The organism is Streptomyces sp. NPDC057136 (assembly GCF_042670885.1).
Taxonomy (GTDB): Bacteria; Actinomycetota; Actinomycetes; order Streptomycetales; family Streptomycetaceae; genus Streptomyces.
Genome location: NZ_JBHUUV010000004.1, coordinates 313184 through 325158 on the forward strand (window position 1 = coordinate 313184; position 11975 = coordinate 325158).

The 11975-nt window shown below is 68.7% G+C and carries 11 protein-coding genes and 4 pseudogenes; 9 read left to right on the forward strand and 6 right to left on the reverse strand.

What is annotated here, in order from left to right:
• Window positions 1-270: 270 nt before the first annotated feature.
• The 4 genes and pseudogenes from ACFT7S_RS07740 to ACFT7S_RS07755 all read right to left on the reverse strand — a co-directional run bounded on the left by ACFT7S_RS07740 (window position 271) and on the right by ACFT7S_RS07755 (window position 2587).
• On the reverse strand, window positions 271-927 hold the full coding sequence (locus tag ACFT7S_RS07740) for an FAD-dependent monooxygenase (protein WP_382728393.1): 657 nt from the start codon (window positions 925-927) through the stop codon (window positions 271-273).
• A 52-nt stretch (window positions 928-979) separates the two neighbouring features.
• Window positions 980-1318, reverse strand: a pseudogene (locus ACFT7S_RS07745) (FAD-dependent monooxygenase); the annotation flags it as partial.
• Window positions 1319-1462: 144 nt separating this feature from the next.
• On the reverse strand, window positions 1463-1654 hold the full coding sequence (locus ACFT7S_RS07750) for a hypothetical protein (protein ID WP_382728396.1): 192 nt from the start codon (window positions 1652-1654) through the stop codon (window positions 1463-1465).
• Window positions 1655-2128: 474 nt separating this feature from the next.
• Window positions 2129-2587: a winged helix-turn-helix transcriptional regulator gene (locus ACFT7S_RS07755; RefSeq protein WP_382728399.1), complete on the reverse strand. Its 459-nt coding sequence runs from the start codon at window positions 2585-2587 to the stop codon at window positions 2129-2131.
• A 92-nt stretch (window positions 2588-2679) separates the two neighbouring features.
• On the opposite strand from ACFT7S_RS07755, the gene ACFT7S_RS07760 reads away from it, so the two are divergent.
• From ACFT7S_RS07760 to ACFT7S_RS07780, 5 genes and pseudogenes are all read left to right on the forward strand, one after another.
• Entirely contained in the window at window positions 2680-3519 is an 840-nt protein-coding gene (locus ACFT7S_RS07760) for an SDR family oxidoreductase (RefSeq protein ID WP_382728402.1), read from the forward strand.
• Window positions 3520-3994: 475 nt separating this feature from the next.
• Window positions 3995-4765: pseudogene (locus ACFT7S_RS07765) on the forward strand (IS982 family transposase).
• Between the two features lie 76 nt (window positions 4766-4841).
• The gene (locus ACFT7S_RS07770) at window positions 4842-6578 is read left to right on the forward strand and encodes an Imm49 family immunity protein (RefSeq protein ID WP_382728568.1); all 1737 of its coding nucleotides are present in this window, start codon (window positions 4842-4844) and stop codon (window positions 6576-6578) included.
• Between the two features lie 644 nt (window positions 6579-7222).
• Window positions 7223-7663 (forward strand): VOC family protein, encoded by a 441-nt coding sequence (locus ACFT7S_RS07775; protein WP_382728404.1) that lies wholly within the window; start codon window positions 7223-7225, stop codon window positions 7661-7663.
• Window positions 7664-7680: 17 nt separating this feature from the next.
• A pseudogene (locus tag ACFT7S_RS07780) lies at window positions 7681-7863 on the forward strand (pyridoxamine 5-phosphate oxidase); the annotation flags it as partial.
• A 273-nt stretch (window positions 7864-8136) separates the two neighbouring features.
• Here ACFT7S_RS07780 and ACFT7S_RS07785 read toward each other — a convergent pair.
• Together ACFT7S_RS07785 and ACFT7S_RS07790 are read right to left on the reverse strand one after the other, a co-directional pair.
• On the reverse strand, window positions 8137-8481 hold the full coding sequence (locus ACFT7S_RS07785) for a hypothetical protein (protein WP_382728406.1): 345 nt from the start codon (window positions 8479-8481) through the stop codon (window positions 8137-8139).
• 244 nt (window positions 8482-8725) lie between these two features.
• Entirely contained in the window at window positions 8726-8986 is a 261-nt protein-coding gene (locus tag ACFT7S_RS07790) for a hypothetical protein (protein ID WP_261716316.1), read from the reverse strand.
• Window positions 8987-9472: 486 nt separating this feature from the next.
• On the opposite strand from ACFT7S_RS07790, the gene ACFT7S_RS07795 reads away from it, so the two are divergent.
• The 4 genes and pseudogenes from ACFT7S_RS07795 to ACFT7S_RS07810 all read left to right on the forward strand — a co-directional run bounded on the left by ACFT7S_RS07795 (window position 9473) and on the right by ACFT7S_RS07810 (window position 11779).
• Window positions 9473-9856: a hypothetical protein gene (locus ACFT7S_RS07795; protein WP_382728409.1), complete on the forward strand. Its 384-nt coding sequence runs from the start codon at window positions 9473-9475 to the stop codon at window positions 9854-9856.
• Window positions 9857-9909: 53 nt separating this feature from the next.
• Window positions 9910-10506, forward strand: a pseudogene (locus tag ACFT7S_RS07800) (transposase); the annotation flags it as partial.
• A 190-nt stretch (window positions 10507-10696) separates the two neighbouring features.
• Complete coding sequence (locus ACFT7S_RS07805) at window positions 10697-11341, forward strand: hypothetical protein (protein ID WP_382728585.1); 645 nt, start codon at window positions 10697-10699, stop codon at window positions 11339-11341.
• 27 nt (window positions 11342-11368) lie between these two features.
• Window positions 11369-11779: a LuxR C-terminal-related transcriptional regulator gene (locus tag ACFT7S_RS07810; RefSeq protein ID WP_382728411.1), complete on the forward strand. Its 411-nt coding sequence runs from the start codon at window positions 11369-11371 to the stop codon at window positions 11777-11779.
• The last annotated feature ends 196 nt before the right edge of the window (window positions 11780-11975 follow it).

The following is an 11975-nucleotide window of genomic DNA, read 5'->3' on the forward strand; positions in this document are numbered from 1 at the left end:
CACGCCGACCGGCGCGGAGCACGGCCATGCCTCGGGCGTCGTGCGTTCGCGGGACGGCCGGAGACTCCCGGCGCCTGGGCAGGTCTCGACAGCCGACAGCGAGCGACCGGCCCGGCTGAACTGCGTCCGGGAGAGGGGCGCCGGCGCGTACTGCGTCACCGGCAGGCCGGTGCGGTCCTTCGATTCGCCAGGCTGGGGTGGACTCTCCGGTGAGTTCTCGGCTCATGTTGTTGACCATCACGCGCCTTGGCGCGGGGGGGGCGTGCTGGGTCACCTCGGCGTGAACGCGTTGGCTGCGGCCGTAAAGGCAGTTGTCCAGTCCGATGTGACGATGCTTGCGATGTATCCGTCGGGCCGGACGAGGACGAGCGTCTCACCGGTGATGCCGTAGATGCTGTTCATCTGGCCCGTGGTGTCGGTGAGAACGTCGGCGTCTTCGGTGTGGCGCCCGCTGCGGACGCCGTAACGGCGCAGTTCGGCTCCCGAGGTGGGCCACGTGAGCTCGGGCAGCGACTCGGTGGCGTCGGCGCCGAAGGCCAGGAGTGTGAAGTGTGGTCCTTTGTAGACATCGAAGAGGCGCCGGGCCCCCCGTCCGGAGCACGGCGCGTCCGGCGCCCGGTCGCCCACGCGCAGCGTTTTGGTGGTCGGTGAGTGGCCGGGGGCGAGCGGTCCGCAGTGGTAGGAAAGGCTGAGCTGACGTTCCTCGTCGCCGCGCTTGAGCCCGGAGACACGGTGCCGGCTGAGGTGTGCGTACAGTTCGCTGGACTTGCCGAGCACGCGTGCGGCGATCGGCTGCCGCTCGGCCTCGCAGGTGTCCAGGAGGCTGTCCGGTGCGCCGGCCATGACCTGGGCGAGTTTCCAGCCGAGGTTGTACGCGTCCTGTACGCCGGTGTTGAGGCCTTGCGCGCCGGCCGGAGTGGTGCACATGGGCGGCGTCACCTGCCAGAAGGGCCCGAGCCGCGCAATAGTGCTCCACGAGCCGGACGTTGGGCCGGAACACCGAGGTCCAGGTGATGTCACGCAGCCGCAGGCCGGTCAGCCGGTGGAACCGGCCGGCCAGCGCGGCTTCGTCGAGGTCCGGTGTGTCGTCCGGACTCAGCCTGATCATCACCTGGAACTGGTCGGAATGCGGCAGGGGACATGCTCCTGCGGAGGCGCGCGGCCAGATGTGCCACCGGTCGCGGGGCAGACCGTCGATCGTGCAGTCGATGATGAGCGTACGGTCGGAGGCGTCAGTCTCTCCTACGAAGCCGAGACCTGTGGCCTTGCGGACTGCGCTGGCGCCGCCGTCGGCACCGACAAGGTACTTGCTGCGCACCTTCTCGCCCGAGGCGAGCGTCGCCGTGACGCCGTCGGCGTCCAACCGCTCTGGCGTGCCGCTTGCCCGGTCCGTCCCATGATCTGGCCTGGGCCATCTCGGCCCTGGGACGGTGAGGAGCAACGGTATGGGCGTGAGTGACAGCTACCTGTCCAGGGCGGAAGTCCAGCAGATGCTGGGCGTCAACTCCTTCGGGCTGTGGCGGCTGGTACGGAAGTACGACGACTTCCCGCAGTCGACCGAACCGCCGCACAACAGCGCGGGCCTGGCCCAGGGTGACGGCAGGGCTGTGACGGAGCGGGCCAGCATCGGTTCGACCGGCGGTGAGAGGTGCACTCTTCCACTCCTACGCTCTTCGCGTCCCGCTCGCCCGCTCGCGGTGCCGCTCAGGAGGACCAGCAGCGTGGCTGGTGCAGGCGAGTGGGTGCCGTGCATGCCGGTCCGCCCCCAGCGGCACGCCCAGCGCGGCATGACCGTCCAAACACCATCCGCCGCTGACGCCCGGTCACGAGGCCTGCCCCGTGGCCCGGCCACTACCGAGTGTCCGGCAGCCGCTGGCCTGTCAGCCCTTGCGCCTAGATGATCGATTCCAAGGGATCGTGTGGGATCTCGGATTGGCTGGCCGAATCTCACGGCCGGTGGCCATTCCGTGGCCGATCGGCCACGGAACTGAGACTGGCTGGGCAGCCTGGTCACTCGTTGGAGTGAGCCACACGTGGGACAGGTCCTCCATGGACAGTGTCTTGGTGGCGCGGCCTTTCTGCCACTGGTCCGTGCTGGGGGTACGCATGAACCTTTCTGCTGTCACGGTCAGTGTTCGTCGTCGAGATGATGAAGCTGTTGAGGGCCGGGGGTGGTCAGCTGCTTCGCTTGACCTGTTGCGCTCAGCCGCTCCGTGGCAGACGCCCCGCTGGCTGCCAGCCGCTGTGTGATCCGGTCGAACAGGTCCGTCAGCGGCGCACCGACGTCCTGGCCGAACTCAGTCAGCCCGTAGGTGACTTGGGGTGGCGTCGTCGGCTCGACCTTCCGCCAGACCAGGTCGTCCTGGACCAGTGCGCGCAGTGTCTGAGTGAGCATCTTCTCGCTGATGCCCTGGATGCTGTCGCGCAGCTCGTAAAACCGAAGGTCGGTGCTCCGCAAGGAGATCAGCACCCAGATACCCCACTTGCTGGTCACGTGGTCGACCATGTCGCGCGCAGGGCAGTCGGTGTGAAACACCTCATACCGATTGCCCGCCTCGGCCTGCGTCAGCTGCGCACCTTCCCTCATGTCCGGAGCTTACCTCTGGGTATGTTCTTACGAAAAGTAAGCCTGCCTCCTAGCGTCAATTGCCGCAGTGCACAACGGACTAGGAGCTGAACATGATCGTGGTGACCGGGGCTACCGGGAATGTGGGCCAGCCTTTGACGCAGGCCCTGGCCAAGGCGGGCGAGCAGGTGACGGCGGTGTCACGGCACGCGGCGGCAATGCCGGACGGGGTCCGGCACGTGCCGGCTGACTTGGCCGAGCCGCAGAGCCTCACCCCCGCTTTGGACGGGGCGAAGGCGCTGTTCCTCCTGCTGTCCGGCGACCTGCACGCCCCCGAAGCCAGGCCGACCGACATTATCGACCTGGCTGCTGCCAGCGGGGTCCGCCGAGTCGTCCTGCTGTCTTCGCAGGGCGTGGCGACCCGGCCGCTCGGCCCGTCGCGGATCGCGATGCGCGCGGTGGAGGACGCGTTGAGAGAGTCCGGCCTGGACTGGGCCGTCCTACGACCGGGCGGCTTCGCCTCCAACGCCTTGGCGTGGGCGGAGTCCGTCCGCACGCAAGGGACGGTCGCCGCACCCTTCGGCGATGTCGGGGTTCCGATCGTCGACCCGGCGGACATCGCCGAGGTCGCGGCGGCCTGCCTGCTGGACGACCGGCACACCGGCGGAATCTTCGAGCTGACCGGGCCCGAGGTGATCACGCCCCGTCAGCAGTCGGAGGCCATCGCCGCCGCGCTCGGCTCGCCGGTGCGGTTCCACGAACTCACCCGCGAGGAGGCCAAAGCCGCGATGACCCAGTTCGTGCCGCCGGAGCTCGCCGACGACACCCTGGACATCATCTCCGCCCCGAACCCCGCCGAACTGCGGATCAGCTCGGACGTGGAACGAGTCCTCGGTCGCGCTCCGCGCCCCTTCAACAACTGGGTCGCCCGTAGCATCGCCGCTTTTCGCTGAGGCACAACTCAGCTGAAGCGCCCGGGCAGCCTCGTGCGACTACGGCCGCACGGGGCGGCCCCGTAGCGTCACCGCCCACCACCATCCAAAACTCAAGAGCCGGAGCGACCTGACAGGGTCCTACTGGTCTCCTGCGCCGGAGATCCGTTGGCAGGAGCGGGCGAGGGAGTCGAGGATCTCATCGGCTGTTTCGGTCCAGGTGAACGGGGTCGAGTTCTCGTTCCACTGGCTTTACCCAGGCTCGGACGTCAGATTCCAGGGAGAGGGGCGATGTCCGGTGGATGGCCTCCTGCGGGCCGGCCGCCTGCTCCTCGTGGCCGGTCCGGGGATTCGGACGCAACCGTGAGACTGGCTGGCTTGGACACGGCGTGAGACACCGGGGCCAGCCGCAGCTCACAGCCTCTGAATAGGACACGAACCGCGAGAACCTACAGATCGGCTGCGCGCATGAGGCGAGGGAGCCCAACGTCAGTGTGTGAAGACAGAGTTGGACTCCCTCGCGACCGCAATTTACGTGAAGACCGACGACCTGCTGAAGGACTCGCCGCATCTCGCACCCTGGCGTCCGGCGGTCGGGATTACTCCGCAGTTGGCCGATGCCGAGCTGGTCACGCTCGCGGTGATGCAGGCCATGCTGGGCTTCACCTCCGAGGCCAGGTGGCTCCGTCACGCCCGCTCCCACCTGCGGCATCTCTTCCCCTACCTGCCCAAACAGCCCGGCTACAACAAGCGTCTGCGCAAGGCCGCCGAGCTTCTTCGGCGGGTCACCCGACTACTGGCCACGGACACTCCGTCTGGAGCGACGACGTGTGGATCGTGGACTCCACGCCGGTGGAATGCGGACGCTCCCGCGAGACTGTCAAGCGCCGACGAACGCGAGACCCTGCTGGACCTGCTCGCCGACCTCGTCGCCGACCGGCCCGGACAGACGCTGATCGGCGACAAAAACTACTTCGGCCGCGAGTTCGAACACCAACTGGCCGAACAGAGTATCGGGCTGCTGCGGCCGGCCCGCAAAGGCGAGCCGGAACGACCCGGCGCACCGCTGTTCAAGCCACTGCGGCAGGTCATCGAGTCGGTCAACGAAACCTTCAAGGGCCAGCTCGACCTCGAGCAGCACCGAGGGCGCACACCAGGCGGTGTCATCGCCCGCGTCATGCAGCGAATCCTCGCGCTGACCGCCGCGATCTGGCACAACGACCACACCGGCCAGCCCCTGCGCTCACTGACCGCCTACGATCACTGACCCCTTGGAATCGATCATCTAGGCTGTCGTGGAGATTCGATCAAGGAGTTCGGCAGTGCGAATAGAGCGTCACCAGGTGGGCGGGGCCGTCGTGTCGGCGGCACGTGAGGACTTCACCAACCGCATCGGGGGCCAGGTGCGGTCCATGTCGAAGGCCGGACGTATCGCCACCTACGAGTGGCAGTCCATCGCCGAGGAGTTCCTCGACTACCTGGGGGCGCTCTCCGTCGAGGCACCCGACCTCGGTACGGCGGAGGCCCGGGCCGCGCTGAAGGACGCCTCGGAGGCCGCGGCCGGCGCAGTCGCCTACGCCGCGTACCACCCGCACTGCAGCTTCCAGGTCTTCCTGGACTACGTGAACTTCGGCATGAGGTATGACCCGGGTGAGGACGCCCCCGAGGAGAGCGTCACGCCCGGGGAGTGGATCGACGCGCTCTGCCTGACAGTCCTCAGGGACAAGGCGACGTTCCACGGCGAGGCCTTCCACTTCGCCCGAGAGAAGTTCGCCGTGCAGGCGCAGGGCACGCCCGCCGGGGAGCTCGCCACGGGACTGATGGCCGTGATCCTGGACGACACCGGCGACGACGAGGAGTACCCGCCGAGCGCGCAGGCCAAGCTCACGGCCGTCGACGCGTCCCTGGACCGCGTCCGTACCCGCGCCAACGAGAGCGGCGAGCCCCTCCTGGACCGCCCGGACAGCGCCGCGTTGCGCACGCTGCGCGCCCTGGCCTCCGAGGACCGGGAGGCCTTCGACGCCGCGCTGGCCGGCCTCCTGGCCGGGTACGCCGCCGCGCAAGGCCCGGCGGCCTCCCCCAAGACCCTTCTGCCACTCGTCCCCATCGCCCTTGCCGCGTTCGCCTACCGGACTCTGGGCTGGACGCCCGCCGTCCACACCGAGTACCTGCCGCACGCGCTGGTCACTGGCTTCGAGACGCGGGGCCCCCGGGTCGCGGGGTTCGGTCGGAAGAGGCGGCCGGACGCGGTCGCCGCGCTCGCCGCGGGCCCGCTGGTGGTGGACCGGCCTGCCTGCGAGCGGATCGTGGACGCGCGGGTCACGGCCATGTACGAGGAACACCTCCAGGAGGCGTTCACCCCGGTCGGCGGAGAAGCTCCCGCCGTCTGGCGGCTCGGCAGTGTCATGGGTGACCAGGAGCGCCTCTTCAAGTGGCGCGCGGGCGACCCCGGCGGTGTCACCGCGACACAGCTCGCGCCCCTCAGGCTGGCCTCCCAGATGGGGGCGGCACTGTTCCACATCGGCCTCGCGGAGCCGGGCACCCAGGCCGAGGTGAGCGTCGACGGCCGCACGCTCCGCTACCCGGCCGACCGGGGCGAGGAGATCGGCGCCGGCAACTGGCAGCGGGCCGTCGCCTTCGCCCTGATCACCGGCGCACGTGAGGACCTCGCCCCTCTCGTCCTGACCGGCCCCGTCTTCGCCCGCCCGGACGGCTCCGCCTTCAGCGCGTACCGCGAAGCCCTCCACGCCTACCTGAAGGGCGCCGATCCCGAAGCGGCCGCGCAGCGGGCGTTGGAGCAGGCCGAGAGGGCCAAGGACTGGGGCTTCGCCATGCCGCCGGCCGTGCTGCTGTCGCAACTGGTGGACGGCGACGAGGAGAGCTTCAACCTGGCTCTCGCCGACGCACTCGAAGCCCACCGCGACTACTACCGGGTCGCCGACCGTGCCGACGATCCGGACGCCTCCGTCAACCTCGACATCCTCGCCCTGGCCTGCCACGCCCGTCGCCGCGGTTGGGCGATCCGCGTCGAATCCCCCTACCTTCCGCACGACCTCCTGCGGTCCGCCGAACCCTTCTAGAAAGGCGTATCCGCCCGCACGAAAACGCCGGCCGTAGGTCCGTGCCACGCCTGGACTGGATGCATGGCGTCGGGCGGGCGAAGACCAGGGTGCGGTAACCATCGTTCTCCAGACTTCCTGATGTCTCATGAGACATCAGGCGCCGACGCATCGGTCACCCCGCCGCCGCGATGTCGCCAGGGGTGAGGTCATCCCGAATACGCAGGTAGCGCACTGGGTGCCGTGCCGGCCGCGGTCTACCGCTGTGTCAGCGCGTACCTCGGCGACGAGGTTCGGCTGGACGGTGACGTACCGGAGCTTGTTCCCAGAGCCCCATCCAGCGCTGATCTGCATTCCCGTCCACGGATGCTCGGGCCCGCCGGGGGGAGGCGCAATGCTCAAGCGCGCACGCTGCGAATCGTCGAGGGAGCATTGAAAAGCGGGGACGGCACGCTGCGGCTGATCGTCTTCATGGGAGCGGCCACCTGCGCCGCACTCACCCTCGGTGGTGGCGCCTGGCTCGCGGGTCTGCTGTAGCGGTGCTGAGGCGCGATCCAGATTTTTCGGAGTTCGGCGGTCTGAGGATGTCGAGAACGTGCCACCGGCTCCGTCCCAGGGACATCAGCGGCCACCACCGGCCGCACGAGGAAGAAGGAGAAACCAGCATGGCGATTCAGCGGATGGACAACGTCGGCATCGTCGTCGAGGACATGGATGCCGCCATCGCGTTCTTCGTGGAACTCGGTATGGAGCTGGAGGGCAGGGCGGAGGTCGAGGGCCTCTTCGCCGACCAGTGCACCGGACTCGACGGCGTCCGCTGTGACATCGCGATGGTCCGGACCCCGGACGGTCACAGCCGGCTCGAGCTGGCGAAGTACCGCAGCCCCGCGGTGATCAGCGCCGGGCCGCGCAACCGGCCGCACAACATTCTGGGCACGCACCGCGTCATGTTCGCCGTCGACGACATCGAGGACAGCGTTGCCCGCCTGCGCCCTCACGGCGCCGAACTCGTCGGCGAGATCGCCCGGTTCGAGGACAGCTATCTGCTCTGCTACCTCCGCGGCCCGGAGGGCATCATCGTCGGACTGGCCGAGCAACTGCGCTGAGAAGGAGAAACCGAACCATGCAGCCGAACGAGATCATCGAGGTTCTGAACCGCCCGATCAGCCAGGAGCTGCTGGCCCGTGACGTGACCCGCCTGGCCTACGTCGCCAAGGACGGAACCCCGCGCAACGTACCGATCGCCTTCACCTGGAACGGGTTGCATATCGTCATGTGTACGACGAAGAACGCGCCCAAACTTCCGTGGCCACCCTCGCGCACAGGCTCCTGAAACGACGGCACCAGTAGGTGAGACACATCTGAGTGTCTGGAGAACCGCCCGCTTTCTGCTCGAACAGCGGCGGCCTCGATCCGGCGCGCGGCAGCGCGGTCACGGAGCGGGCCAGCATCGGCTCGACGGGTGCGAGAGGTGCCCCTTCTCACTCCTACGGCGATCCGCCCCACGTTCGCCCTTCGGCCGGACGCCGGGACTCGGCGCCGGAGCGGGCGGATGCGCTCACGCCTGCTCCCGGCAGCATCATGCGTGGCTGAGGATGACCACCAGCGCGGTGGCCTCCGCGAGAACCTGGACAGCGAGCGCCGCCTGGCGCACCCGCACGGCCGGCGCCGCCAGTGCGACGAGGAGCGCCACCGCCCCGAGGCCGGCGCTCCACTCGAACAGCCAGCCGGGCAGCCCCGGGGCGCACTGCTCGCCGTAGGTCACACACCGGGAGGCCTGCTCCGAGGCCAGCGTCAGGATTCCGGTGACTACGGCCGCCGGAACGAACAGGAGGGCGGCGACGGCGGCCCACAGCCGTGTTCGGTCGGTCGGCGACTCGGACTGGACCGGGAGAGGCGGGGCGGAAGTGGATACGTCGTTCATGCCCTCATCCAACCCAGACGGTCGGCGCCGCACAGCCGCCCAGCTACTCAGATCTCGGGTGCCACGTACTCAGACGTGGTTGGCCCACCTGCCGAGACGCTGTGGCTGAGCGTCCTGTCGGGCAGCGATCGACGGATAGGACGCTCAGAGCTCATCCGATTCCAAGCAGGCGACGCGCACGCGTTGCCCGGTCGCAACGGAAACTCGTCCATGCTCGGAGGGGCCTCGACCACGCGGTACGGCCCTACTTCGGGCTGTTCTTATCGGTCGGCGGGAGATCGAAAGTGTCCGTGTAGTCGGTCCAGTTGTAGAGCCACTCCTTGCGGACCGTCACCTTGTTGGACCAGGGGAACAGGCTTTCGGCCAACCCGATGATGCGGTCAGCCATCGTATTCAGTGCCTTGTCAACGTCGGCACCGCGGATGTTGACGCCCTTCAACGTACGCGGTACGTGGAACTCGAAGCTGATGCGAAGTACGCGAGGTGTTCCTTCGGTTTCCGACATGGCCCCTCCGTCGTGAGAAGTTCTATTTCTCACAGGATTGGGCCCGTCTCGTGAGAAGTCAACTCCCTTGTGAGAACTGCTAGTTAGGGAACGCAGCCGGTCAGGGAGCGAATCGGCGACCCCGGAAGGCGAGGAGGCGAAACGGCCTGGCCGCACCGTGCCAGTGACGGCAGGGCGGGGCTCGTCGTACCGCCTATCCAGCCTTGCCTGGCCAAGATGGCGCCGCCTCGGTCGCGGGCAGGGGCTACCCAAGAGGCCAGGGCGGCCGCAGATGCCCGCGGCGACTGACAGCCAGGGTGCTCAGAAGTGAAGGACCCCGCCGATTCGCCAGGCGGGGAGCTCAGTCCCAGACGTCTGTGACTGAGCACGCTAGTGCCGCATCAGGCAACGTTCGCCTCCTCGGAGGTCGACTGGTAGTCGGCCAGACGCCCGCATCCGGTCGTGGGAACGGAACTGTGGCGGCCGGTACTCACGTAGGGTGCTTGGGTGTTCAATCGGCTTGAGGTCAGTGTGTTGCCACCGGGCTCCCGATGGGCTGCCCAGTTGTCTTTCCGGATCGATGGCGAGGAAGTGGTGGCAGCGGCGATCGGAGAGGGAGGCCGCGGCCCGTTTGCGGAGGAGGCACTGCCCGCTGATGGCCCGGGTCCTCTCTGGGCGACCGGCGAGGGACGACGTGTAGTGCTGGGTGAGCCCAAGTGCACGGGTGGATGCTGTGGCTACCTGTCCGTGTTCGTGCAGCGTCACGGCGGGATCGTGGAGTGGTCCGACTGGCAGGTGCCGGTTGATGTGGCGCGCCCTCCGGCCTTTCACTTCGACGCCGATCAGTACGACGCCGAACTGACCCGAGCGCTGACAACGTTTGCCTCGTGACAGTCCGCCGTGTGGGTGGTTCCCTGCGCGGCGGGCCGGGCCAGAATGATCACGTGGCTGGACGTGTACAGGTTCGTGAGATCGATGACGACGAGGGTCAGCGGCTGCTGCGGATCATCCGCAGGGGCACCGGGTCGGTGGTGACGTGGCGGCGGGCCCAGATGGTGCTGCTGTCCGCGCAGGGCATGCCGGTGGCGAGGATCGCCGAGGTGCCGTTCACCAGTGACGACCGGGTCAGAGACGTGATCCACAACTTCAACACGGACGGCTTCGACTCGCTGTATCCGAAGTACTCCGGCGGCCGCCCGAAGACATTCACGCTGCCCGAGCGCCGCGAGATCAAGAAGATCGCCAAGTCCAAGCCGACCGAGCACGACCTGCCGTTCTCGACCTGGAGTCTGACCAAGCTGGCGGACTTCCTGGTCGCCGAGGGGGTGGTCGACGACATCAGCCACGAGGGCCTGCGCATCCTGCTCCGCGAGGAAGGCGTCTCCTTTCAACGCCTGAAGACGTGGAAGACCTCCCGCGATCCGGACTACGCGGCCAAGAAGGCCCGCGTCGAGCACCTCTACGCGATCGCCGACGGCGAGGTCATACCCGAGGACGGCGAACCCGAAGTCGTCTTCTGCATGGACGAGTTCGGACCCCTACACCCCCGCCCATCACTTCCCCAAGGGCAAGAGCGACCCCGGTTTCCGCACGAAGCTGCAGATCGCCGCCGAACTGGCCCGCACAGCCAAGGCCACCGGAGCGACCTTCCGAGCCGTGGCCGCCGACTGCGCCTACGGCGACCAGGACGGCTTCCGCAGACAACTCGCCGCGGCGTGACTGCCGTTCGTCATGGCCCTCGAGCCGAGCCACGGCACCTGGGCCTACGGCAAGGACGCCTACACCCCCGCCGACGCCGCCCGTGCCCTGACCTGGACGGATACCGAGCACCCAGGCGACTGGGCCGCCGTCGAGCGGACCTTCCGCGACGGGCACACCGAGACCTGGTGGGCCGCCGAGGCCCACCTCGGCTGGTGGGGACCCGACGGAAACGTCCGCCTGGTCGTGGCCACAGCGGACCCGGACACACTGCCCGCGCAGGCCACCTGGTACCTGGCCACCGACCTGCTCCGCCCCGGCAGCCCCCGCGAGGCCGACAGCCCCGAACCCGCCGCCGACCTGCACGAAGTCGTACGGATCTATGGCATCCGACACTGGATCGAACAGAGCTACAAGCAGGTCAAGGACGAACTGGGGTGGGCTGACTTCCAGGTCCGTTCCGACACCGCGATCCGCCGCCACCAGACCCTGGTCACCTGCGCGTTCTCGTTCTGCTGGGACACCTGGTTCGCCCAAGCGAAACCCACCAGCCCCATCCAGCCAGCTGGCCCAAGGCGATCCGCGCCGTCCGGGCCTGGCTCGACCCCTGGACCACCCTCCAACGCTGCTGGCGAGCCTGGACCAACGCACCCCCGCCACCCGAACTCCAAGCACTGATCGACGCCGTCGGCGCAGGACACCCACTTGATCTCTACTCCCCGGTCTAACAAACCACCGCTAGGCGCCCCCCTGCTGGCGGCGGACCCGGACGGTCCGCGGCGCGGGCACGCCGCCTGGCACCGCGGGCAGCGGCTCGCCGCCGCCGGGGGCAGCGGGATGCTGGCCGGGCTGGCCGAGGCGGTCGGCCCGGCGGTGGCCGACGCCGCCGACGGTCCCGTGCGCCGACTCGCCGAACTGACCGCCCGCGAACGGGAGATCGCCGACCTCGTCGCCGATGGCCTCACCAGCCCGGCGATCGCCGACCGGCTCTGCCTGAGCCGCCGCACGGTCGAGACCCCCATCTCCCGGGTCGACCGCAAGACGGGGGTCTCGTCGCGGGCAGCTCTGGCGGGCCTGATGGTGGGGCGGACGCCCGGGCCTTCCTTCAGCGGTTGAGCCACGCACCGGATGCCGCGCGGTACGGGCCACCTGGCCCAGGTCGTGCCGCCCCGTAGGCGATCTCCGGGATCAACAACTTCCGGCGCTCTGACAACCCGGAGCGCTGGTCGATGCGTTCAGGGCGGGACGGGCCGCCCGGCGCACTTGGCCAGGCGCAGTTGAACGGCCCACCCGATTCCGAGCATCAGGGGAG

Coding starts and splice junctions, on each gene's coding strand:
- ACFT7S_RS07775 (WP_382728404.1), top strand. CDS start 7,223: ATGGCGATTCAGCGGATGGACAACGTCGGCATCGTCGTCGAGGACATG.
- ACFT7S_RS07790 (WP_261716316.1), bottom strand. CDS start 8,986: ATGTCGGAAACCGAAGGAACACCTCGCGTACTTCGCATCAGCTTCGAG.
- ACFT7S_RS07785 (WP_382728406.1), bottom strand. CDS start 8,481: ATGAACGACGTATCCACTTCCGCCCCGCCTCTCCCGGTCCAGTCCGAG.
- ACFT7S_RS07755 (WP_382728399.1), bottom strand. CDS start 2,587: ATGAGGGAAGGTGCGCAGCTGACGCAGGCCGAGGCGGGCAATCGGTAT.
- ACFT7S_RS07740 (WP_382728393.1), bottom strand. CDS start 927: ATGTGCACCACTCCGGCCGGCGCGCAAGGCCTCAACACCGGCGTACAG.
- ACFT7S_RS07760 (WP_382728402.1), top strand. CDS start 2,680: ATGATCGTGGTGACCGGGGCTACCGGGAATGTGGGCCAGCCTTTGACG.
- ACFT7S_RS07805 (WP_382728585.1), top strand. CDS start 10,697: ATGGCCCTCGAGCCGAGCCACGGCACCTGGGCCTACGGCAAGGACGCC.